The organism is Paraburkholderia sp. MPAMCS5, assembly GCF_036016995.1.
Lineage (GTDB): Bacteria > Pseudomonadota > Gammaproteobacteria > Burkholderiales > Burkholderiaceae > Paraburkholderia.
In genome coordinates, this window is record NZ_JAYXBK010000012.1 from 143117 (window position 1) to 162887 (window position 19771).

The window sequence follows — 19771 nt, forward strand, 5'->3', positions numbered from 1 at the left end:
GCTCACGCCTCCGCGCGCGGGTTGATGTTCAGCGCCTCTTTGACACAGGACGCCGGTCTGGCCTGAATCAGTTCGACCGCGAGCCCGTCGGGCAGGCGCAGCCAGTTGCGCCCTTGCGGCATCTCGCTGACGCCATACGCTTGGGCCGCCGCCAGCGCCGCCTCCATGTCTTCGCACATGACGCCCAGATGCGCGAGGCGTCCTTCAGGGCCTTCGTGCTGCGGCGCATGAATGAACTGCAGGCCGCCGAGCGTCCAGTACTGGCGCGGCGCATCGACCGTGCCGTCGATTTCGCGCATCGTCATGCCGAGCACGTCCTCGAAGAAGCGGATATGCCACTGGATGTCCCGCACCCAGATCGCCACGTGTTCCAGATAAGCCCTGGCGCCGCTCATGCTGTTCTCTCCTTGCGCTGCGCGTCGGCCATGGCGCGTTCGATGCCCTTGATGCATGCCACCAGCGTCGCGTTGACGGGCGTCGGCACGCCGAGCCGTTGTCCCCAGCGCACCACCGAGCCGTTGATGAAATCGACCTCCGTGACCGAGCCTTTTTCGAGGCTTTGCAGCATCGAAGTCCTGAACGCGGGAGAGAGACCTTCGGCCGCGAGCGTCCAGGCTTCTTCGGGATCGGACATCGACAGCTTGACGCCCGCCGCCCGCGCCGCCGCGATCGCTTCGGACACGGCCGCGAGAGCCGTCGCCTTCAGGAGCGGCTCTTCGTAGAGCTGGCCGTAGGTGAGCCGGGTGATGCCCGTGAGCGCGCCCGTGGCGACGTTGATGAGCAACTTGTCCCACATCGTGCCCATGATGTTGTCGCTGACGGTGGTCATCAGGCCGGCTGCGTTGAAGGCGTCGGCGACTGCTTGCACGCGGGGAGTCAGCCGGCCGTCGAGTTCGCCGATGTAGGTTGCCTTGCCGGTGACGCCGGACTGGATGTGCGCCGCGCCGCGCAGCACGCCGCCCACATATGTCTTGCCCGCCAGCACGTGTTCGCGCCCGACGATATCGGCGAGGATGTCCTCGTGCCCGAGTCCGTTCTGCAGCGACAGCACGAGCGTGCCGGGCCCCACGAGGGCGAGGGCGCCGCGCATCGCGGCATCCGTATGAAACGACTTGACCAGCACGACGACGAGGTCGGCCACGCCGACGTCGCTCGCCTGAGTCGCCGCGCGCACCGCGACGCGCCGCGAGCCGTTGGCGTCGTCGACCTGCAGGCCATCGCGACGCATTGTTTCGACATGAACCGGCGAACGGTCCAGCAGCCAGACTTCGTGGCCGCCGTCCGTGAGGGTGGCGCCGACTGCGCAACCGAGTGCGCCGGCGCCGAGAATCGCAATCTTCACAGGGCTTCTCCTTGACGTGTAGCCCTACGATAGGAGTTGCCGCTCATGTGGGCAATACAATGGCTACAATGATGTCATTGCGCCAGACAATAATGCCCTCACGCCATGATGCCGACCGATCTGCCCGATCTGAAACTGCTGCAACTGTTCGACCTGCTTTACGACACGCGCAGCGTCACGCGCGTCGCCGTGCAACTGGAGCAGAGCCAGCCCACCATCAGCATCTGGCTGGGGCGGTTGCGCAAGCATCTGCAGGACCCGCTTTTCATCCGTACGCCGGGCGGCATGGCGCCGACGCCGCAGGCCGACGCGCTAATCGGGCCGTGCCGCGAGATACTCGAATCGCTCAGGCGTTTCGCCGCGTGGGAAATCGCCTTCGATCCCGCGACCGCGCAGCGGCGCTTTCGCATCTGCATGACGGACGCGAGTCACATCACGCTGCTGCCGCGACTCCTCGCGCATGTGCGCGCTCAGGCGCCCGGCATCCGGCTCGAGGCGGCGAGGATTGACGGCAACACGGAACGCGCGCTGGAGTCGGGCGAAGCCGATCTCGCGATCGGCTATGTGCCCTGGCTCGGCGGCGGCATCTACCAGCAGAAGCTTTATCAGCAGGACTGGGTGTGCCTCGTCAACCGGCATCATCCGCGCGTTCGCGCGCGGCTCGGTTTGAAGCAGTACCGCTCGGAGGGACATGTCGCGATCGAGTCGGGCACGGGGGCGCAGTTGCTCGAACAGGCGCTGGCGCGCAAGCGCGTCGAGCGTGACGTCGCGCTTCAGTTGCCCGGTTTCCTGGGGCTCGGGACGATCGTCCAGACTACCGATCTGATCGCCACGCTGCCGCGTCACATCGGCGAAACGCTCGCGCAGACCAATGATCTTGCCGTCCATTCGTGCCCCGTTCCCGTGGATGGCTTTGCCGTCCGGCAACACTGGCATGCGAGGTATCACCACGAGGCCGGGAATCGCTGGCTGCGTGGCGTCGTGGTGCAGTTGTTCGGCGCTTCACGGTGAGACGAACCGTGAAGCGCCGCGATCCTCAGCGCAAGTCGGAGCGGCGCGCGTGGCGCTAATCAGCACGCGCCAGCCGCGCGGGATCGACGATCCGGTCGTACTCGTCTGCCTCGATAACGCCGAGCGACAAGGCCGCGGCGCGCGGCGTGATGCCTTCGCGAAGCGCGAGCGCGGTTATCCGCGCGACGGCGTCATAGCCGAGCACGGGGTTGAGCGCCGTGACCGACAGCAGCGCGTTTTCCACATTCGTTGAAAGTCGCGCCGCGTCCACCTGAAGACCCTTCACGACACGCTCGTCGAAGTTTCGACAGGCGTCGCTCAGCACGCGTATCGACTGGAGGACGTTGTAAATCAGCACGGGTTTGGCGACGTTCAATTCGAAAAGGCCGGAAGCGCCGGCGAGCGTCACCGTCTGATGATTGCCCATCGTCTGGAAGCAGGCCTGCACGAGGACCTCGGCAATGGTCGGGTTGCGTTTGCCGGGCATGATGGAGGAGGTGAGGCCGTCATCGGGGACGATCAGTTCGCCGAGCCCGCAGCGCGGTCCCGAACCGAGCAGGCGAATGTCGTTGGCCATCTTAAGCAGCGATGTCGCAATCGTATTGAGCACGCCTGAGGTATCGACCAGCGCATCGTGCGACGCCATGCCCTCGAGCTTGTGAGGATGCGAGCGAAAGGGCAGGTTGGTGCTGGCGGCGAGTTCCGCGCAGAAGGCGTCAGGAAAGCGCGCCGGCGCATTCAGTCCGGTGCCGGCCGCCGTGCCGCCCTGCGCGAGCAGCATGAGCTGGGGCAATGCGGCGTCGAGGCGCGAAATCGCAGCGGCCATCTGATGGGCATACGCCGCGAAAGTGTGGCCCATTGTAGTCGGCACGGCGTCCATCAGGTGTGTGCGCGCGATTTTCACCACATCGGCGAATGCGCGTGCGCGTTCGTCGAAAGACGCCTGCAACGATACGAGGGCGGGCCGCAAACGCCGGGTCAGTTCAAGCGCGGCGCTCACGTGCATGACGGTCGGAAAGCTGTCGTTCGAGGACTGCGACGCGTTGACGTGATCGTTCGGATGAACCGGCGACTTCGTCCCCAACGGCTGGCCGAGCAGTTCATTGGCGCGGTTGGCGATGACCTCGTTGGCGTTCATGTTGGTCTGCGTCCCCGAGCCGGTCTGCCAGATGCTCAGCGGAAAGTGCTCGTCCCATTGCCCCTCGCTCAGTTCCGTGGCGGCTGCCTCGATCGCATCGGCGAGACGCGCTTCAAGCGCGCCGCACGCGCGGTTGGCGCGCGCGGCCGCCCGTTTTTGCAAACCGAACGCGTGAATCAGCGCAGCGGGAAAGCGCTCTTGCGCCACGCCGAACACGTCCAGCGCGCGCTGCGTTTGCGCACCCCAATAGCGATGCGCGGGAATATCCACGGGTCCGAACGCATCCGATTCAGTTCTCGTATTCATGGTGAGCGTTGCCAGGTTAAGTGTTTCAACGAATGACTCCGCACTCGAAAGCGGAAAGTAGAAAATGGAAAGCGGCTGGATCAAACTGATTCCAGCCGCTTCGGCCATGCGTTCATGCGGTGTGTCCGACAAGCTTCAGTTATCGAAGCGCGGCCGGATGAGGATTCGCCTGCTGGGCGTGTTCGGGCAAAAGCGTGCTGTCCATGGCGCGCTCATCCGCTTCGGCGACATCCGGGTAACGCTCGGGATAGAGATGACGCGTGGCGACTTCCGCGTCGAACGTACCCGACCAACGCGCGACCACCACGGTGGCGAGGCTGTTGCCGATCGTGTTGCACGTGGCGATCGCCATCGACATGAAGCGGTACACGCCGAAAATAACGGCCAGTCCTTCGACGGGAAGAATGCCGGTCGACGTGACCGTCGCTGCGAACACGACAAACGAGCCGCCGGAAACGGTCGCCGCGCCTTTCGAAGTCAGCAGCATGAGCAGCAGAATGCCGATCTGATGTTCGATCGTGATCGGAACGTTGTACGCGTGAGCGATAAACATGACGCCCATCGACATGAAGATCGACGTGCCGTCCAGGTTGAATGCATAACCGGTCGGCAGCACGAGGCCCACGGTCTGCTTCGCGCAGCCGAGGCGTTCGAGCTTGACGAGCAGCCGCGGCAACGCGCTTTCCGACGACGCCGTGCCGAGCACGATCAGGATTTCATCCTTGATGTAGCGCATGAAGCGCCACATGCTGAAGCCCGCGAGCTTCGCGACGATGCCCATCACGACGACGATGAACAGAACAATGACCGCATAAAAACTCAGCACGAGTTGCGCGAGCGCAACCAGCACAGCCGTGCCGTTGCTGCCGACCGCGAACGCCACCGCGCCGAAAGTGCCGAGCGGCGCGAGCTTCATCACCAGGTTGATGAACGAGAACAGCACCTGCGAAATGAGATCGAGCCCTTCGTTGATGCGCGCGCGGCGGCTTTCGGGGATCGCGAGAATGCCGATTCCGACCATGACGGCCAGCACCACGACCTGAAGCAATTCACCCTTCGCAAACGCGCCGATGAAGTTATCCGGCACCAGATGCATGACGAACTGGGTGAAGCTTTGCGGCGCTGCCTTCGCCGCGATGACGGGCACCGCGCCGGACGCGACGGCCGTCATGCCCTTGCCCGTCTGCAACAGGTTGCCCGCGAGCAGGCCGACAGCCAGTGCGAGCGTCGACACGACCTCGAAGTAGACGATCGAGCGCCAGCCGACTCGTCCCGCGCTCTTCACATCGCCGGCGGAAGCAATGCCGTGCACGATGGTGAGAAACACGAGCGGCGCGACGCCTGCCTTGATCAGCGCGAGAAAAATATCGCCGAGAATTTTCAACTGCGCGCCGAACTTCGGAAAGATCAGCCCGACGGCAATACCGAGCACGAGCGAGATCAGAACCTGCATGCCCAGCCTGCGATACCACGCGCGCTTCGCTGGCGGCGCGACGGACTCGCTCTGTGATGATGTGTTGTCGTTCGTCATGGTGTGGCTCCTCCACAGCGTTCGTCAGATCTCGCTCGACAGCGAAATGGCGCGATCGACCATTTGCGGCGCGAGGCCCAGATAGTTGGCGGGATCGGTCATCGCGTCGATCGTGCTGCGATCGAAATGCCGGGTGACTTCGGGCAGTGCCGCCAGCGCTTCGGCCAGTGTGCCGCCGCTTTCGTTCACGGTGCGGCACGCATCGTAGACGATGTCGTGCGCCTGCTGGCGTCCGGTGTGGGGCGCCATCTGCATCATCACGGCTTCGGCGACGATCAGCCCCTTGCTGATGCCGAGATTGTGCTTCATGCGATCGGTGTCGACGATCAGTCCGCCCAGCGCGAACTTCGCCTGATGGAGCGCGCCCGACGCGAGGATGAAGCTTTCCGGAATCGCAATCCATTCCGCGTGCCACGGGCCCGTTGCGCGCTCGAAGTCCTGGATCATCGCGTCGACCATGAGGCCGGCCTGCTGCCGCACGGCTTTCGCGGCCGCCAGCATCAGCTCGCTCGAAATCGGGTTGCGCTTTTGCGGCATCGTGCTGCTCGCGCCGCGTCCCTTGACGAACGGTTCGTACACTTCGCCGAATTCGTTGGACGCCATGATCATGATGTCCGTCGCGATCTTGCCGAGCGAACCGGTGACGAGCGCGAGCAGGTTGACGGCCTCGGCGAAGCCGTCGCGCGCGACGTGCCAGGTGGTCGCGGGCACACCGAGCTGCAGTTCGGCGGCGAGCGCCTTCTGCACGTCGAAACCCTTGTCGCCCAGCGATGCGAGCGTGCCCGCCGCGCCGGCGAATTCGACGACGGCCACGCGCGGGCGCAACTGCGCGAGGCGCTCCTGATGACGGTCGAACATGGCGAGCCAGATCGCCGTCTTGTAGCCGAAGGTGACGGGCAAGGCCTGTTGCAGATGCGTGCGGCCCGCCATCGGCGTGTCGCGATGCTTGATAGACAGATCCACGAGGATGCCGCGCAGTTCGCGGATATCGGCATCGATCGAGTCGAGCGCGTCGCGGACCTGAAGCGCGACGGCTGTATCCATGATGTCCTGCGTCGTCGCGCCCCAGTGCACATAGCGGCCCGCGTCGCCGCACATGCCGACCAGTTGATGCACGAGCGGAAGAATCGGATAGCCGACGATGTCCGTCTCCTCGCGCATGTGGTCGAAGTCGATGCGCTCGATCAGCGACTCGCGCGCGATGACCTCGGCGGCATCGGCCGGAATCACGCCGACGCGCGCTTGCGCTTTCGCGAGCGCGACTTCGACATCGATATAGCGCTGCACCAGCGCATGATCCGAAAACACGGCCCGCATTTTTGCGGTGCCGAAGGCGTCGCGAAACAGGATCGAATCGAAAACGGTGCTGGAAAGCGGGGTGGTGCGGGTAGTCATGGCAGTGCCTTGAACGAAGCAAGCAGGGTTGCGCGGTAATCGGACGGAAAGTGCGTCGAGTGCAATATGTCCGGACATATGAAAGATAATATGTTCGAACATATCGTTCAAGCTATGATTTACCCTGGATGAACCTCACGCCCGCCATCGCCACGTTTTCGTACAGCATGAACAGACCCCATTACGCCGACATCGCTCGCGAACTGACCGAGGGCATCGCCAGCGGCCGCTTTCCGGTTGGCTCCTATCTGCCCACCGAACTGGAATTGCGCGACCACTACAACACGAGCCGTCACACGATTCGTGCCGCGTTGAACGAGCTTCAGCAACTCGGCTTCGTGTCGCGGCGCAAGAACGCCGGAACGCGTGTCGAGTCGGCGCAGCCGAAAAACGATTTCCGTCCTTCGCTGGGTTCAGTCGAGGATCTGGTGCAGTTCGGTTCCGAACATCTGCGGGTCATTCAGTCGGTGAACGAGGTCACTGTTGCCGGCAAGCTCGCCAAGGTTCTCCAGTGCGAGGAGGGCGCGCAGTGGCTGCGCGTGTCGAGCCTGCGTACCGAGCGCGACAGCTCGCGTCCCCCTGTCGGCTGGACGGACGTCTATATCGACCCGGCCTATACGGAGATCGCCGAGGAAGCGAAGAGCGCGCCCGACACGCTGATCAGTTCGCTCATCGAGGCGCGATATGGCCGCTGCGTCGTTGAAATTCAGCAAAACGTCCAGGCCGTGAACGTCACGAAAGAGATGGCTGGACGACTTCAGATGCCTCTCGGTTCGGCGGGGCTCGAGATCGTGCGGCGTTATATCGATTCGACGGGCGTGGCCTTCGAGGTGTCGGTGAGCGTGCATCCCGCCGACCGCTTCGCCGTGTCGATGAGGTTAAAGCGCTCAGGCGTATAACCGCGGCAGGTCTGCGGCACAAAGCAAGGGTTTATCCCTATCCGCATTCGGACGATGTGACCGATATCCAATATGTACGGACATATTGGTCGGGTTACTGCCCTTCGGGGTTCACATCATTCAGCGGACATTTGCACATGTTTTCGAAAGTCTCCATCAGGGCGCGGATCTCGCTCGCCTTCGGCCTGCTCATCGCCCTGATGCTGGTTGTTGCCGCGTTAGGTCAGTGGGGAACGCAGGCGGGGAAGTCGGCGCTTCATAAAACCTATGCCGTGCAACTGTCGTCGGCCGTCGCGCTGGGCGACACCAAGTACAACCTGGCGATCGCGCGTGTTTCGATGGACCGGGCGCTTCTGCATCCTGAATCGCCGGACGTCAAGATGCTTCTGAACAAGACCCGCGCCTATCTGGCGACGTCGACGAAGGCCTACGAACGCTATCTGGCTCTTCCGAAATCCGCTGAACAGCAAAAGCTGGCCGAAGCCGTCTCGCTCACGTTGGACCAGTTGATCAAAGGCGCAATCGAACCCACGATGCAGTCGCTCGAAACGGGCGATGCCGTCACAGCCAACCGGATCACGATGGACGTGATGCCGCCGCTGGCACTCGCGTTCACCAAAGCCACCAATGCGCTCAACGACTACCTGATGACGAGCGGCGCATCGAGCTATGACGACTTTCAGTCGACGCTCAGCACAGTGAGCGACGCATCGATCGGCGCGCTCTGCGCCGCTATTGTCCTGGCGCTGGCCTGCGCGATCGGACTGCATCGCGCGATTGGCCGTCCGTTGACGCGAGCGCTGGCGGTCTGTTCGGCGATGTCCAACGGTGACCTCTCGAACAAGGTGCAAGTCGAGGGCCGTCATGAGATGAGCGCGCTGATGCAAGGTCTTTCGTCGATGCAGGACGGCCTCAAATCGACGGTCGCCACGGTGCTCTCAAGCAGCCAGTCGATGGCGAGCGCCACGAACGAAATCGCGTCGGGGAATTCGGATCTGTCACGGCGCACCGAGGCGCAGGCCGCGGCGCTGGAACAAACGGCGGCAAGCATGGAAGAACTGACAGCGACCGTCGCTCAGAATAACGAGCGCGTCGGGTTCGCCACCGAATATGCCAGCAACGCGTCGGCCATCGCGAAGACGGGCGGCGCCGTGATGGACCGCGCGGTGCAGACCATGGCCGGCATTTCGGATCAGTCGATCAGGATCGCGTCCATTATCGGCACGATCGAAGGGATCGCTTTTCAGACCAACATCCTTGCGCTGAATGCCGCCGTCGAAGCCGCCCGCGCGGGCGAGCAAGGCCGCGGGTTTGCTGTCGTGGCCGCCGAAGTGCGCACGCTTGCGCAGCGCTCCGCCGGCGCGGCAAAGGAAATCAAGGCGCTTATCGACGAAGCCGTGACCGGCGTGAGCGAGGGCTCGGGGCTGATCGACCAGGCCGGCCGAACGATGATGGAGATCGTCAAGTCGATCGAAAAAGTGAGCAACGTCATGCAGGAAGTGGCGGCGGCGTCGAAAGAGCAAAGGGATGGCATCGAACAGGTCAATCGCGCCGTTTCTCAACTGGATGAAACGACCCAGCAAAATGCCGCGCTGGTGGAAGAAACGACTGCGGCAGCGCTGTCGCTTGCGGACCAGGCGCAGACACTCCAGTCGGCTGCGAATCGCTTTCGAACCTGAAAGTGCCGAAGGTGGTTGAGGGCATCGCGAACGCAGGCTCGATTCCGTGCCGCACGCGTTTGCTGCGCGTTCTCATTGGTTGGCTCGATGCCACTCTGCATCGGGCAACCGCAGATCGTCATCAAGCTCGGATCAGAACAAGCCGAAATCGTCGTTGCTGTCGGGAATGACATTGAGCAGGTCGCGCAACGCGCGCCAGCCCGCCAGTTCCATCAGGCTCGTTACGATGGCGAAGAGGCGGCTCGCATTGGGCCGCATTCGCATCGACCGGTCATGCAGAGGGCAGGTCGACATCTCAGTGCTCCTTTTTCAGATGCCATGCGGCACGCTGGCCGCGAGTGCTTGAGCCAACGTGGTCGGCCCGAAGCGCACTTCGCCAGCGCCGGCTTGCACGTCAATGCGGCCCGCGTTGTGCGCGTCGTAGAGGTCCATGATGAGCCGGGCATGCCGTTCGCCGAGCCCGGCGCCTTCGAGCATTGCCGGCCATTGTGCGCGCGGCACGGCCTGCGCCGCGACCGGACGGCGCGCCAATTCGCTGATCGTGCGCGCGACATCGATCGCGCTGATCCGCCTCTCGCTTTCCATGCTCACCACGCGCGGCGAACGGCTCGGCTGGATGCCGCCGGAACCCGCATCGTCGGGATTTCCGTCGAGCAGCAATTCGGCGCACAGCGCGCCGACGTCCTGCGCGGCTATTGTCGGAAAACGCTTCTCCAGCGGATGATGCAGGCTCGGCAACACGCCTTTGGACAACGCGAGCGGCAGCACGCGCGCCCAGTTATGCATGTGCTCGGCCGCGCGCAGAAAGGTCAGTGACGTGTCGAGCGCGTTCAGCCGCGTCTCCAGGTAATGGAAGAGCGTGGTGATGCCGGTGCCGCTCGCGTGCTCGGCGCCGTAGTCGGAAAGCGCGAGCACATGACGCGGCGGCTTCGCGCGTAACGCGTCGGCGCTCACGTCGATCATGTCGCGCATCGCCGCCTCGGGATCGTCGTGCGCGCGCGGCAGCGGACACACTATCTGCACCGCCTGCGCGCCGTCGATTGCGCGCGACACCGCCGCCCGGTCGTGCAGATCGACCACGACGACCTCGCAGCCCATTTCGGCGAGCGGCCCCGCCTGCGACGCACGATGAACCACGGCTCGCACTTCGCGGCCCGCGCGCCTCAACGCGGCTGCGCTCACTTTGCCCACATTGCCGCCTGCTCCAAAAATCACGAACACGTGTCGCTCCTTAGGGATCGTCATGAGCGGATCATAAGGACGTGCGTCACGAAAAACGCGCATACGCAGATGTGAATGAGCAGATTCGGATGATGGTCTGCGTGCCCCGGCAAAACCCGGCACAATGCACGCAGATCGACCGCCATCCGCGAGGCTCATGATGAATGCCGCTTTACCGGTCTCACCCGCGCAGTTTCCAGGCGCGATTCCACCCGTGCACAGCGGCACCCGTATCGCGCTGCGTTCGAGCAAGACGCTCGGCTGGCAGGGCTTCGGCGCGGAACTGGTGAACGTGTCGGCTGGATTGCACCGGATACCGGCGTTCAAGCATCATCGCGTGGGCGTGCATGTGGGCGCGCCGGTCCGGGCGCGCTGTCTTTGCAACGAAAAACCGCACTCGCGCATTCAGGCGCACGGCGACGCGGATGTGATTCCCGCCGGGCTCGACGGCCAATGGAGCGATGAATCCGCTTGCACGATCTTCAGCGTATGGATCGGCGAGGACTTCGCGCGCAGCACGGCCGAGCAGTTGGCGAACAAACCCGGCGACGCGCGAATTCGCCCGCAATTCCAGATGCGCGATCCGCGCTTCCAGCATCTGGCGTGGGCCTTGCGAGCCGAACTGGAGGCAGACGACACATCGGACGCGCTCTACGCCGAGAGTCTGTGCACGGCGATGGTGGTGCGGCTGATCGGCGGCGCGCCCTCGCTCGACGACAACAAACAACGCCGCACGCTCGCGCCGAAAACAGCGGCGCGCGTGACGGATTTCATCGAAGCGCACCTCGATTGCCGTCTCACGTTGACTGAACTCGCTGCGCTTGCCGAACTCAGCGTGCCGCATTTCAAGGTGCTGTTTCGCGCGACGCTCGGCGTGCCCGTGCATCAATACGTGGTGCAGCGTCGCGTGGAACGCGCGCGCACGCTGTTGCTGCAAGGCCGCCTGAGCGCGAGCCAGATCGCGCTCGACGCCGGTTTCGCGCACCAGAGCCACATGGCGCACTGGATCGGGCGGCTTCTCGGCATGACGCCTCGCGAGTTGGCAAGGTCCGGCGCGCGGCCCGAAGCCTAGCCAGGCGCCGCGCCGGTCAACTGAGCGTAGACGTCGTGCGAGAGTTGCAGCAACTGCTTGCGGTCGATCCCGCCCGACACCGCGTAGCCGAAATCGCCGTCGACCCAATAGAACACCTTGACGGGTCCGTCCTGATACAGCTTGAACGCCGTGGTGTTCGCATTCACCTTGCGGCGCGAGATGCACAGCGTCACGCGCTCGCCGTTCGAGCCGCGATACATGAACTGCGCCATCTGGCCGTCCGGGCCGGGCAGCAAGCGTCCGCCAGAGAGGGCGAAGCCGTCTTTCGCGAGCATCGGCGGATGCACGTCGGTGCCGAGGCGATTGGCGAGCCACTGCACGAAATCCTGCTCGTGGTCCGCATTCATGTCGGAGGGCCGGTCCACCGACGGCATATACACCACATGCGCGAGCGCGGCCTGCCGCGCGAATCCTTCGGCACTATCGGCGCTGACCGCTTGCGTGTTCGGCGTCGCCGCGAGCGGCGGCTGCACGTCCTGCCCCATACGCGAGCCGACGCCGATGCCGATGCCCAGCACGAGCGCCGCCGCCATCCCCGCGAACTGCGGCCAGTTCGCGGCAATGCGCGAGCGGCGCGGCGCGCTGGTCTGCAATCGCTTCGGCACGGGTTCGCTCAGCACGCGATCGTAGCGCTCATGGAACAGCGTGTTCAGCGCGAAATAATCGCTGACGCGGGTGGCCAGGTCGGGATTCTGTTCGAGTGCGCGTTCCACCTGCGCACGCCGTTCTTCGGATAGCGTGCCGTCCGCGTAAGCGTGCAGTTCTTCTTCGCTGATCGGCGTCTGTTGCTCGCTCATCGCACCACCTGTAATTTCGCACCGGGTTGCGTGCCCGCCATCAACGCCCGAAGCCGCTCGCGACCCCGCGAGAGCCGCGACATCACCGTGCCGATCGGCACGTTCAGCGCGAGCGCGACATCGGCGTAGCTCATTTCTTCGAGGCCCACTAGCAGCACCACCTGACGCTGCTCGACGGGCAGACGCTGCAACGCGTAGTCGAGATCGCGCATTTCGAGCGAGCGGCCTTGTTGCGGCGGCACGGAAAGTTCGCTTTCGTGAACGCTGTCGTCGTCGACGGTTACGTGAACCGCCCGCGACGATGCCTTGCGCGCCTGATTGGCGAACACGTTGTGCATGATCGTGAAGAGCCACGCGCGCAGGTCGGTGCCGGGCTCGAACATGCCGGTGCGCCCGAGCGCGCGTTCGAGCGTGTCCTGCACGAGATCGTCCGCGAGATCGCGATTGTTGATCAGCGCCCGTGCGTAGCGCCGCAATCGCGGCACATGTTCCATCAACTCGTCACGCACATCCATTCTTCATCCCGGTCATGGGGCCTCTCGTGGATCGTGGACACAGAGCGGCGGCGCTCGATGGGAGCGCCGCACGCGCCTGCAATGCAAACACGCCTGAGCGCATTTTATTCCGCCGTCGCGAGCGGTTTTGTCGGCTGATGCATGGCCTTCTATCGCATGGTCATGACGTCGGCTGCGCGCATCAGGCCGTGCGTGCGCGCATTGCCCGCCACCACAAAGCGCTGCCGCCGCGCGGTCCAGCCCAGAAGGCGCACTTCGCCGATGCGGCGCGCGGACCATTGCGGCTCCGCGCGCGCGAGCAGCGCCAGTGACGACAGCACCACGACGGGCTGGTTGTCGCGATTCAGGTACACGTATTCGCTCGCGCGCTGCAACACGCCGAGCGAAATCACGCGCTGATCCACGAGCCGCAGCCCGATTGCCGCGAGGTTCGGCGCGGACGGGTCCGTGCGGGTTGGCGATGTCGCCGAAAACGGCGCGGCGCCGGCTTGCGCCAACGCCATCATGGCCGCGTTGTCGAGCGCCTGCGCGGTGACCTGCGTGCCCGCGAGCCAACCGCTCCCGGCGATGAGCGCGATGGCCAGCATGGCCAGCACCCTGAGCGCCCGAAACACGTTAAGCGGCTTGCCCATACGCGCTCTCGCTGATGGTGCGCTGCGTCCGCGCGCGCCCTGAATGGTGGCCGAGGAGTCGTCGGCACTCTGGAAGGAGCGCTGAATCTGTTCGTTCAGTTTGCCGTAGAACGCCACGCGGCGCGCTTCCGCCGGATCGCGGACCAGGTAGTCGCGCAGAAACGCGGCCCGCGCCGGCGACAACGTGCCGTCGGCGTAGGCCTGAATGTCGGCTTCGGAAAGCGGCGAATCGGCGGGGTGATCGGCGGAAGAATCGGTCGGGTTCATGATGAAAGGTCCAGCGGCGCGATCCGGCTATGCGGCTAATGACGGCTATGCGGCTAATGAGGCGCGAACACGCGCGGGCGCGGATTTATTCCATCCACTTTACAAGGAATAAAAGCCCGCAAAGCGCGGTTCTCCGTGATGCGAACCCGCACACCACTCACTGGAGTTCATCATGAAGAAGATCGCTTTTGCCGCAGTATCCGTGGTCGTTCTGACTGCATCGTCGAGTGCTTTTGCACAAGGCAAGACGCGCGCCGAGGTCTACCAGGAACTGATCGAAGCGCAACAAAACGGCCTGAATTACGTGACCGATGCTTCGTATCCGGATGTGAACCCCGTCTTCGCGAAGATGGTCGAGCAACACAAACAGGCGCTCGCGGCCGGGGCGGCGAGCCGCGTCGCGAGCGGCAACGCGCCTGCGGGCAACATGCATTGAAGGTGTCAATCGATGCTTCCAATCGACGCTTCCAATCGGCGCTTCCAATCCACACTCCCGATTTCCGGCGCGGCCGCGCAGGCATGCAGCGCGCCGGAAATCGCGCGGAATAGAAGGGCGCCTTGCGTGTTAGCGGATGAACGGACTAATCCAGCAAGGGGTCTTCATGGCAAAAAACACCGTTCCCAATCCGCAAGCGCATTGCGTGCCGTGCCGTCTCGCCGCGATAGGCGCGGTGGTGCTCGTGCTCGCGGGCGGCTTCGCTTACACGGCAGGCTGGCTCACGCCGCGACGGCTGAGCGCGCCGCGCATCATCGATACTTTTGAAAGCGTGGCTCAGGCGCCGCATCCCGGCTATCGCCGCAATCACGCGAAGGGCCTGTGTATCGAGGGCTATTTCGACAGCAATGGGCAAGGCGCGCAGCTTTCCCGCGCGCTCGTGTTCGCGCCAGGCCGCACACCGGTCGAAGGGCGCTTCGCGGTGCCTGGCGGCAATCCGTCCGCGCCGGATACGAGTTCTCCGGTGCGCAGCCTCGCGCTGCTGTTTCAGTTGAAGAACGGCGAGCAGTGGCGCACCGGCATGAATTCGACGCCTGTTTTCGCGGTGCATACGCCCGAGCAGTTCTATCAGCAACTGCTCGCGGCGAAGCCCGACGCCGCGACCGGCAAACCGGACCCCGCGAAAATGAAGGCGTTTTACGCGGCCAATCCGGAGACGAAGCCGTTTCAGTCCTGGGTGAAGGCGAATCCGCCTTCGTCGAGCCTTGCGAATGCCGCGTACTACGGCATCAACGCGTTCCGCTTCACCAACGATGCAGGCGACACCCGCGCCGTGCGCTGGGCGATGGTGCCCGAGTCGCCGTATGCGCCCCTCAGCGACGCGCAAAAGTCCGGGAAGAACTTTCTCGAAGCCGATCTCGACGAGCATCTGCAACACGGCCCGCTGCGCTGGCATCTGATCCTGACCGTCGCGCGACCCGGCGATCCGACCTCCGACGCCACGCTGCAATGGCCCGCCGATCGCGAGCATGTCGATGCAGGCACGCTGGTTGTCGAGCGCGCGGCGTCGCAGGAAAACGGCGCGTGCCGCGACATCAACTTCGATCCGACCATCGTGCCGGCGGCCATCGAACCGTCCGACGATCCGCTGCTCGCCGCGCGCTCGGCCGCGTATGCGCAGTCGTACCAGCGCCGCACGCGCGAGGAAGCCTTGCATCCGGCGCTGCATCAAACGCATGGCAACGAAAACCACGAAAACCACGGAGAGCGCTCATGACGCGGACCCGCACCCACTTCAGTCCGCTCGCGCGGCTTTTGCACTGGACGATGGCGCCGCTCATCGTCGCGATGCTGTTTATCGGCGTGGGCATGGTCGCCACCGTTTCGCGCGCGCACAACACGTTGATCGCGATTCACAAGCCGCTCGGCATCGCGTTGCTGCTGCTCGTGTTGCTGCGCGCGGGCGTGCGCATCCGGCGCGGCAGTCCGCCATTGCCGGGCGACATGCCGGCGCCGCAACGCATCGCGGCGAAGGGCTCGCATGTCGTGCTGTATGCGTTGATGGCCGCCATGCCGCTGATCGGCTGGGCGATGCTATCCGCAGCCGGTTATCCGGTCACGCTTTACGGGCCGCTGCATTTGCCGCCGATCGCGCCGCATGACGTTCGGCTGTTCGCGCTGCTGCGCGCGTTGCATACGTGGCTCGCTTTTGCGTTGTTCGGCACGGTGCTGCTGCATCTCGCGGCCGCGCTTTTTCATGGTTTGATCCGCCGCGACGGCGTGTTTTCGAGCATGGCGCGCGGCGAGCCGCAGGCGCGTGGCTAGCCGCGCATGCGTTCCGAGCGCGGGTCATACGGCGCTTTCAGATGCAGCGTCGCGGGCAGCCATTCGCCGGCAACGTCGATGGCATAAGCGCCGCTCGTCAGATACGCGGTGTCGGCGGCGCCGTCCGGGTTGTTCACGTAGCCCATCGCGACCGGACAGCCGAGCGTGTGGCCGAACGCCGCCGAACTCACGAAGCCGACCGGCTTGCCGTCGCGCAAAATGGCTTCGCCGCCCCACAGCATGCGATCAGTGGCGCCGTCGGCGGTGAGCACGACCATGCGGCGGCGCAGCGGCTCGTCGCGGAGTTTCAGCAGCGCCTCGCGGCCGCGAAACGGAATGTCCCGATCGAGCTTGCACGCGAACGCAAGGCCCGCTTCGAACGGATTCGTATCCGGCGTGAGTTCGCGTCCCCACGCGCGAAAGCCTTTTTCGATGCGCAAGGAATCGATCGCGTAGTAGCCCGCACTCACGAGCCCGAGCGCCTTGCCGGCTTCCTGCAAGAGCTCGTGCACGCCGAGCGCGAATTCGACCGGCACGTACAGTTCCCAGCCAAGCTCGCCGACATACGAGAGGCGCGTGGCGCGCACCGTCGCATAGCCGATATCGACTTCGCGGCTCTGGCCGAACGCGAACGCCTCGTTGCGCCAGTCCGCTTTCGATACGCTTTGCAGCAACGCGCGCGAGCGCGGGCCCATGACCGCGAGCACCGCGTACTGACCCGTCACGTCGACGAGCGTGCAGTGCTGATCGCGCGCAATGGCTTTTTCGATCATGTCGAAGTCGCGCGTGGTTTGCGCGGTGCCGGTGACGAGCAGATATTGATCTGCGGCGAGGCGCGTGAGCGTGAAATCCGACTCGTAATTGCCGCGCTCGTTGAGCATGCCGGTGTAGACGGTGGTGCCGGGCGGCACGTCGACGTCGTTCGCCACGAGGCCTTGCAGCACGCTTTGCGCGTCGCGGCCCTTGACGAGAAATTTGGAGAACGACGTCATGTCGAAGAGCGCCACGCCTTCACGGCACGCGCGATGTTCGGCGCCGCTCCACGGCAGCCAGTTCTGCTGGCCGAACGCGTAATCGATACGCGCGGCATCACGCGCCGGCGCAAAAAAGTTGGCGCGCTCCCACCCCATCTTGCTGCCGAAGCACGCGCCGGCCTCGCGCAGCACGGCGTACAGCGGCGAGCGGCGAAACGGCCGGGCGCTGTCGAGTTCGCGATTGGGCCACGGCATCGCGTAGTGCAAGCCGAGCGTTTCCTTCACGCGGTCGTGCAGCCACGTGTCGTTGCCGTTAAAGCGCGCGAAGCGGCGAATGTCGACCGGCCACAAGTCCATGGTCGGCTCGCCCGCGACGATCCATTCCGCGAGCGCCATGCCCGCGCCGCCGGCGGACGCAATGCCCATCGAGTTGAACCCGGCGCCAATGAAAAAGTGCCGCAATTCAGGCGCTTCGCCGAGCATGAAGTTGTTGTCGGGCGTAAAGGATTCCGGGCCGTTGTAGAACTGCCGGACCTGAGCGGTTTCGAGCGCGGGCACGCGTTGCAGCGCATTTTTCATCAGAATTTCGAACTGATCCCAATCGTCGGGCAGCAACTGGAATTCGAAGTTCTCGGGAATGCCGTTCATGCCCCACGGTTTCGCGTCGGGCTCGAAGCCGCCCATCACGAGGCCGCCCACTTCCTCCTTGAAATAGATGAAGCCATCCGGGTCGCGCATGACCGGCAGATCGGGATGCACGCCCGCAATGCGCTCGGTGACGATGTAGTAGTGCTCGGCTGAATGCAGCGGCACGGTGACGCCGGCGAGGCGCCCCACGGCCTTCGCCCACTGGCCGGCGCAATTCACGACGATTTCTGCGCCGATCGTCCCTTCCTCGCCGTCCTTGTTGCGCCACGCGAGCCCGCCGACTTCGCGCTGACCGTGCGTGTCGCGCGTCTGTATCGCTGTCACGCGCGTGTTTTCGACGATGCGCGCGCCGCGCCTGCGCGCTCCCCGCGCGAGCGCCTGGGTCAGATCGGTGGGATTCGCCTTGCCGTCGCCCGGCAGCCAGACGGCGCCTTGCAGGTCGTCGGTGCGCATGGCCGGCCAGAGTTCGCCGGCTTCGCGCGCGCTGATCACGTCGCAGGCCACGCCGTACGCGCGGGCGACGGCGGCGGTGCGCTTGAGTTGAGTCATGCGCTCGGCGGTGCGCGCGATGGACAGCGAGCCGCACTGCTTCCAGCCGGTCGCGAGGCCGGTGTCGGCTTCGAGTTCGGCATACAGCGCGGTCGAATAGCGGATCAGCCGGGTCATACTTTCCTGCGCCCGCAACTGGCCGACGAGACCCGCCGCGTGCCACGTCGTTCCGCACGAAAGCTGGCCTTGTTCGAGCAGGACGACATCGGTCCAGCCGAGCCTCGTCAGGTGATAGGCGACCGAGCAGCCCATGATGCCGCCGCCGATGATCACAACGCGAGCGTCTTGAGGAATGGATGTGGACATGTGTGGAAATGAGCGAGTTTGATGTGCTGAGATTGCCGCAAAAACGCACAAATTGCAACGTGCAAATGCCGAGCGTGGTGGTTGGACGCGTGTCATGGAGATGCCACGGTTTCCCTTTTATTGCCCTGTGTGGCCGGATTCACGTGGATGAACAACTAACCGTCGATGCTGGTCGAGCGTCGAAAAGAATGTGGTTGTATGTGGGAATGATCGGCTGATTTCCACCCAAACCGGTTGTTTTTGCTAGACTCCTCCAAACTCTCCAGCGCCATCTCCATGTTCTCTACCCAACGCCAGGCCGAAATCCTCAGACTCGCGCGCGAACAGCGCACCTGCACGATCACCGATCTTGCCGCGCGCTTCGAGGTTTCCGACGAAACCATCCGCCGCAACATTAAGCCGCTGATCGCGCAGGGCCTCCTTCTGAAGGTGCACGGCGGCATCATGTTGCCCGAGCGTCTGGACGAACCGCCGTTCCAGCGGCGCATGGCCGCGAGCCTCGCGGGCAAGCGGGCGATCGCCGCGCGGGTCGGCGAACTGGTGCGCGACGGCGACTCGCTGATTCTCGAAGGCGGCACGACCTGCGTGCATATCGCGCGGGCGCTGGCGGCGCACGCGCGGCTCACGGTCGTGACGAACTCGATCGAGGTGGCGCGTCTGCTCGCGCCGCGCAACGGCAACCGCGTGTTCATCGCGGGCGGCGAACTGCGCGCGGACGATTGCGCCGCGGTCGGCGACAGCGTGCTGGCTTTCCTGCGCCAGTTCCACGTGCGCTACGCGTTGGTTTCGGTGACCGCCATCGACATGGAAGGGCGCTTCATGGACACGCTTGCCGCCGACGTCGCGTTTTCGCTGGCGGCGTTTGCCCAGGCCGAGCGTCGCGTGGTCGCGGCGGATCACGCCAAGTTCGGGCACAGCGCGCTGCTGCACGCGTTCGGCGCGGATGCCGTCGATCTGCTCATCACCGACGAAGCGCCCGCACCGACGCTCGCCAGGGTGCTGGCGGCGTCGGGCGTGGAAGTGCTCGCGGGTGCCGAAGCGGCAGCGGCAGCGCCGTCCGGCGGGGAAGACAAGGAACGCCAGGACGGCGCGAGGTAGCCATCGGCGTGTCCGCCACCCCGTCCCGGCGATGAGCGCCGTCCCGCACAGCCGATTGTCTCCAACGCGTAAAATGGCCGGTTATCACTGGCAATCGACGCCTCGCAGAA

General features: G+C 64.6%; 19 protein-coding genes. 8 read left to right on the top strand and 11 right to left on the bottom strand.

All coding sequences use genetic code 11. From position 1 onward, the window contains the following. Positions 1 to 2 precede the first annotated feature (2 nt). Together VOM14_RS23685 and VOM14_RS23690 are read right to left on the bottom strand one after the other, a co-directional pair. Positions 3 to 395, bottom strand: coding sequence for a VOC family protein (locus tag VOM14_RS23685; RefSeq protein WP_327631186.1), 393 nt, complete (start codon positions 393 to 395; stop codon positions 3 to 5). Beyond that, the gene (locus VOM14_RS23690; protein WP_327631187.1) at positions 392 to 1342 is read right to left on the bottom strand and encodes a ketopantoate reductase family protein; all 951 of its coding nucleotides are present in this window, start codon (positions 1340 to 1342) and stop codon (positions 392 to 394) included. The genes VOM14_RS23685 and VOM14_RS23690 overlap by 4 nt, the downstream gene beginning before the upstream one ends. Positions 1343 to 1447: 105 nt before the next feature. On the opposite strand from VOM14_RS23690, the gene VOM14_RS23695 reads away from it, so the two are divergent. Then, entirely contained in the window at positions 1448 to 2353 is a 906-nt protein-coding gene (locus VOM14_RS23695) for a LysR family transcriptional regulator (protein WP_327631188.1), read from the top strand. A 55-nt stretch (positions 2354 to 2408) separates the two neighbouring features. Here the strand turns inward: VOM14_RS23695 and VOM14_RS23700 are convergent, their stop codons facing one another. The 3 genes from VOM14_RS23700 to VOM14_RS23710 form a co-directional block, all read right to left on the bottom strand. Then, a complete protein-coding gene (locus VOM14_RS23700; protein ID WP_327631189.1) occupies positions 2409 to 3797 on the bottom strand; it encodes a class II fumarate hydratase in 1389 nt (462 codons plus the stop codon). A 139-nt stretch (positions 3798 to 3936) separates the two neighbouring features. Continuing rightward, a complete protein-coding gene (locus VOM14_RS23705) occupies positions 3937 to 5328 on the bottom strand; it encodes a cation:dicarboxylate symporter family transporter (RefSeq protein WP_327631190.1) in 1392 nt (463 codons plus the stop codon). A 24-nt stretch (positions 5329 to 5352) separates the two neighbouring features. Next, a complete protein-coding gene (locus VOM14_RS23710; RefSeq protein ID WP_327631191.1) occupies positions 5353 to 6723 on the bottom strand; it encodes a class-II fumarase/aspartase family protein in 1371 nt (456 codons plus the stop codon). 167 nt (positions 6724 to 6890) lie between these two features. Between VOM14_RS23710 and VOM14_RS23715 the strand changes: the two genes are divergently transcribed. Next, positions 6891 to 7622 (top strand): GntR family transcriptional regulator, encoded by a 732-nt coding sequence (locus tag VOM14_RS23715; protein WP_327631192.1) that lies wholly within the window; start codon positions 6891 to 6893, stop codon positions 7620 to 7622. 137 nt (positions 7623 to 7759) lie between these two features. After that, positions 7760 to 9301 (top strand): methyl-accepting chemotaxis protein, encoded by a 1542-nt coding sequence (locus VOM14_RS23720; protein ID WP_327631193.1) that lies wholly within the window; start codon positions 7760 to 7762, stop codon positions 9299 to 9301. A 132-nt stretch (positions 9302 to 9433) separates the two neighbouring features. On the opposite strand, the gene VOM14_RS23725 is transcribed toward VOM14_RS23720, so the two are convergent. Together VOM14_RS23725 and VOM14_RS23730 are read right to left on the bottom strand one after the other, a co-directional pair. Continuing rightward, on the bottom strand, positions 9434 to 9595 hold the full coding sequence (locus VOM14_RS23725; protein ID WP_327631194.1) for a hypothetical protein: 162 nt from the start codon (positions 9593 to 9595) through the stop codon (positions 9434 to 9436). 15 nt (positions 9596 to 9610) lie between these two features. Continuing rightward, positions 9611 to 10522 carry an NAD(P)H-binding protein gene (locus VOM14_RS23730; RefSeq protein ID WP_327631222.1) on the bottom strand — a complete coding sequence of 304 codons (912 nt, stop codon included), beginning with the start codon at positions 10520 to 10522 and terminating at the stop codon, positions 9611 to 9613. A 160-nt stretch (positions 10523 to 10682) separates the two neighbouring features. On the opposite strand from VOM14_RS23730, the gene VOM14_RS23735 reads away from it, so the two are divergent. Continuing rightward, a complete protein-coding gene (locus tag VOM14_RS23735) occupies positions 10683 to 11594 on the top strand; it encodes an AraC family transcriptional regulator (RefSeq protein ID WP_327631223.1) in 912 nt (303 codons plus the stop codon). On the opposite strand, the gene VOM14_RS23740 is transcribed toward VOM14_RS23735, so the two are convergent. The 3 genes from VOM14_RS23740 to VOM14_RS23750 form a co-directional block, all read right to left on the bottom strand. Further along, complete coding sequence (locus tag VOM14_RS23740) at positions 11591 to 12412, bottom strand: anti-sigma factor family protein (RefSeq protein WP_327631195.1); 822 nt, start codon at positions 12410 to 12412, stop codon at positions 11591 to 11593. The two genes, VOM14_RS23735 and VOM14_RS23740, sit on opposite strands and share 4 nt — an antisense overlap. Next, positions 12409 to 12927 carry a sigma-70 family RNA polymerase sigma factor gene (locus VOM14_RS23745; protein WP_327631196.1) on the bottom strand — a complete coding sequence of 173 codons (519 nt, stop codon included), beginning with the start codon at positions 12925 to 12927 and terminating at the stop codon, positions 12409 to 12411. Before VOM14_RS23745 ends, VOM14_RS23740 begins: the two co-directional genes overlap by 4 nt. A gap of 149 nt (positions 12928 to 13076) precedes the next feature. Further along, on the bottom strand, positions 13077 to 13826 hold the full coding sequence (locus tag VOM14_RS23750) for an anti-sigma factor family protein (RefSeq protein ID WP_327631197.1): 750 nt from the start codon (positions 13824 to 13826) through the stop codon (positions 13077 to 13079). Positions 13827 to 13998: 172 nt separating this feature from the next. Here VOM14_RS23750 and VOM14_RS23755 point away from each other — a divergent pair, with 172 nt between their 5' ends. From VOM14_RS23755 to VOM14_RS23765, 3 genes are all read left to right on the top strand, one after another. Further along, a complete protein-coding gene (locus VOM14_RS23755) occupies positions 13999 to 14262 on the top strand; it encodes a DUF4148 domain-containing protein (RefSeq protein ID WP_327631198.1) in 264 nt (87 codons plus the stop codon). 166 nt (positions 14263 to 14428) lie between these two features. Further along, the gene (locus tag VOM14_RS23760) at positions 14429 to 15538 is read left to right on the top strand and encodes a catalase family peroxidase (RefSeq protein ID WP_327631199.1); all 1110 of its coding nucleotides are present in this window, start codon (positions 14429 to 14431) and stop codon (positions 15536 to 15538) included. Further along, a complete protein-coding gene (locus tag VOM14_RS23765) occupies positions 15535 to 16086 on the top strand; it encodes a cytochrome b (RefSeq protein ID WP_327631200.1) in 552 nt (183 codons plus the stop codon). Before VOM14_RS23760 ends, VOM14_RS23765 begins: the two co-directional genes overlap by 4 nt. Here VOM14_RS23765 and VOM14_RS23770 read toward each other — a convergent pair. Then, positions 16083 to 18563, bottom strand: coding sequence for a GcvT family protein (locus VOM14_RS23770; RefSeq protein WP_327631201.1), 2481 nt, complete (start codon positions 18561 to 18563; stop codon positions 16083 to 16085). The genes VOM14_RS23765 and VOM14_RS23770 overlap by 4 nt on opposite strands. A gap of 276 nt (positions 18564 to 18839) precedes the next feature. On the opposite strand from VOM14_RS23770, the gene VOM14_RS23775 reads away from it, so the two are divergent. Then, positions 18840 to 19661: a DeoR/GlpR family DNA-binding transcription regulator gene (locus tag VOM14_RS23775; RefSeq protein ID WP_327631202.1), complete on the top strand. Its 822-nt coding sequence runs from the start codon at positions 18840 to 18842 to the stop codon at positions 19659 to 19661. Positions 19662 to 19771: the final 110 nt, after the last annotated feature.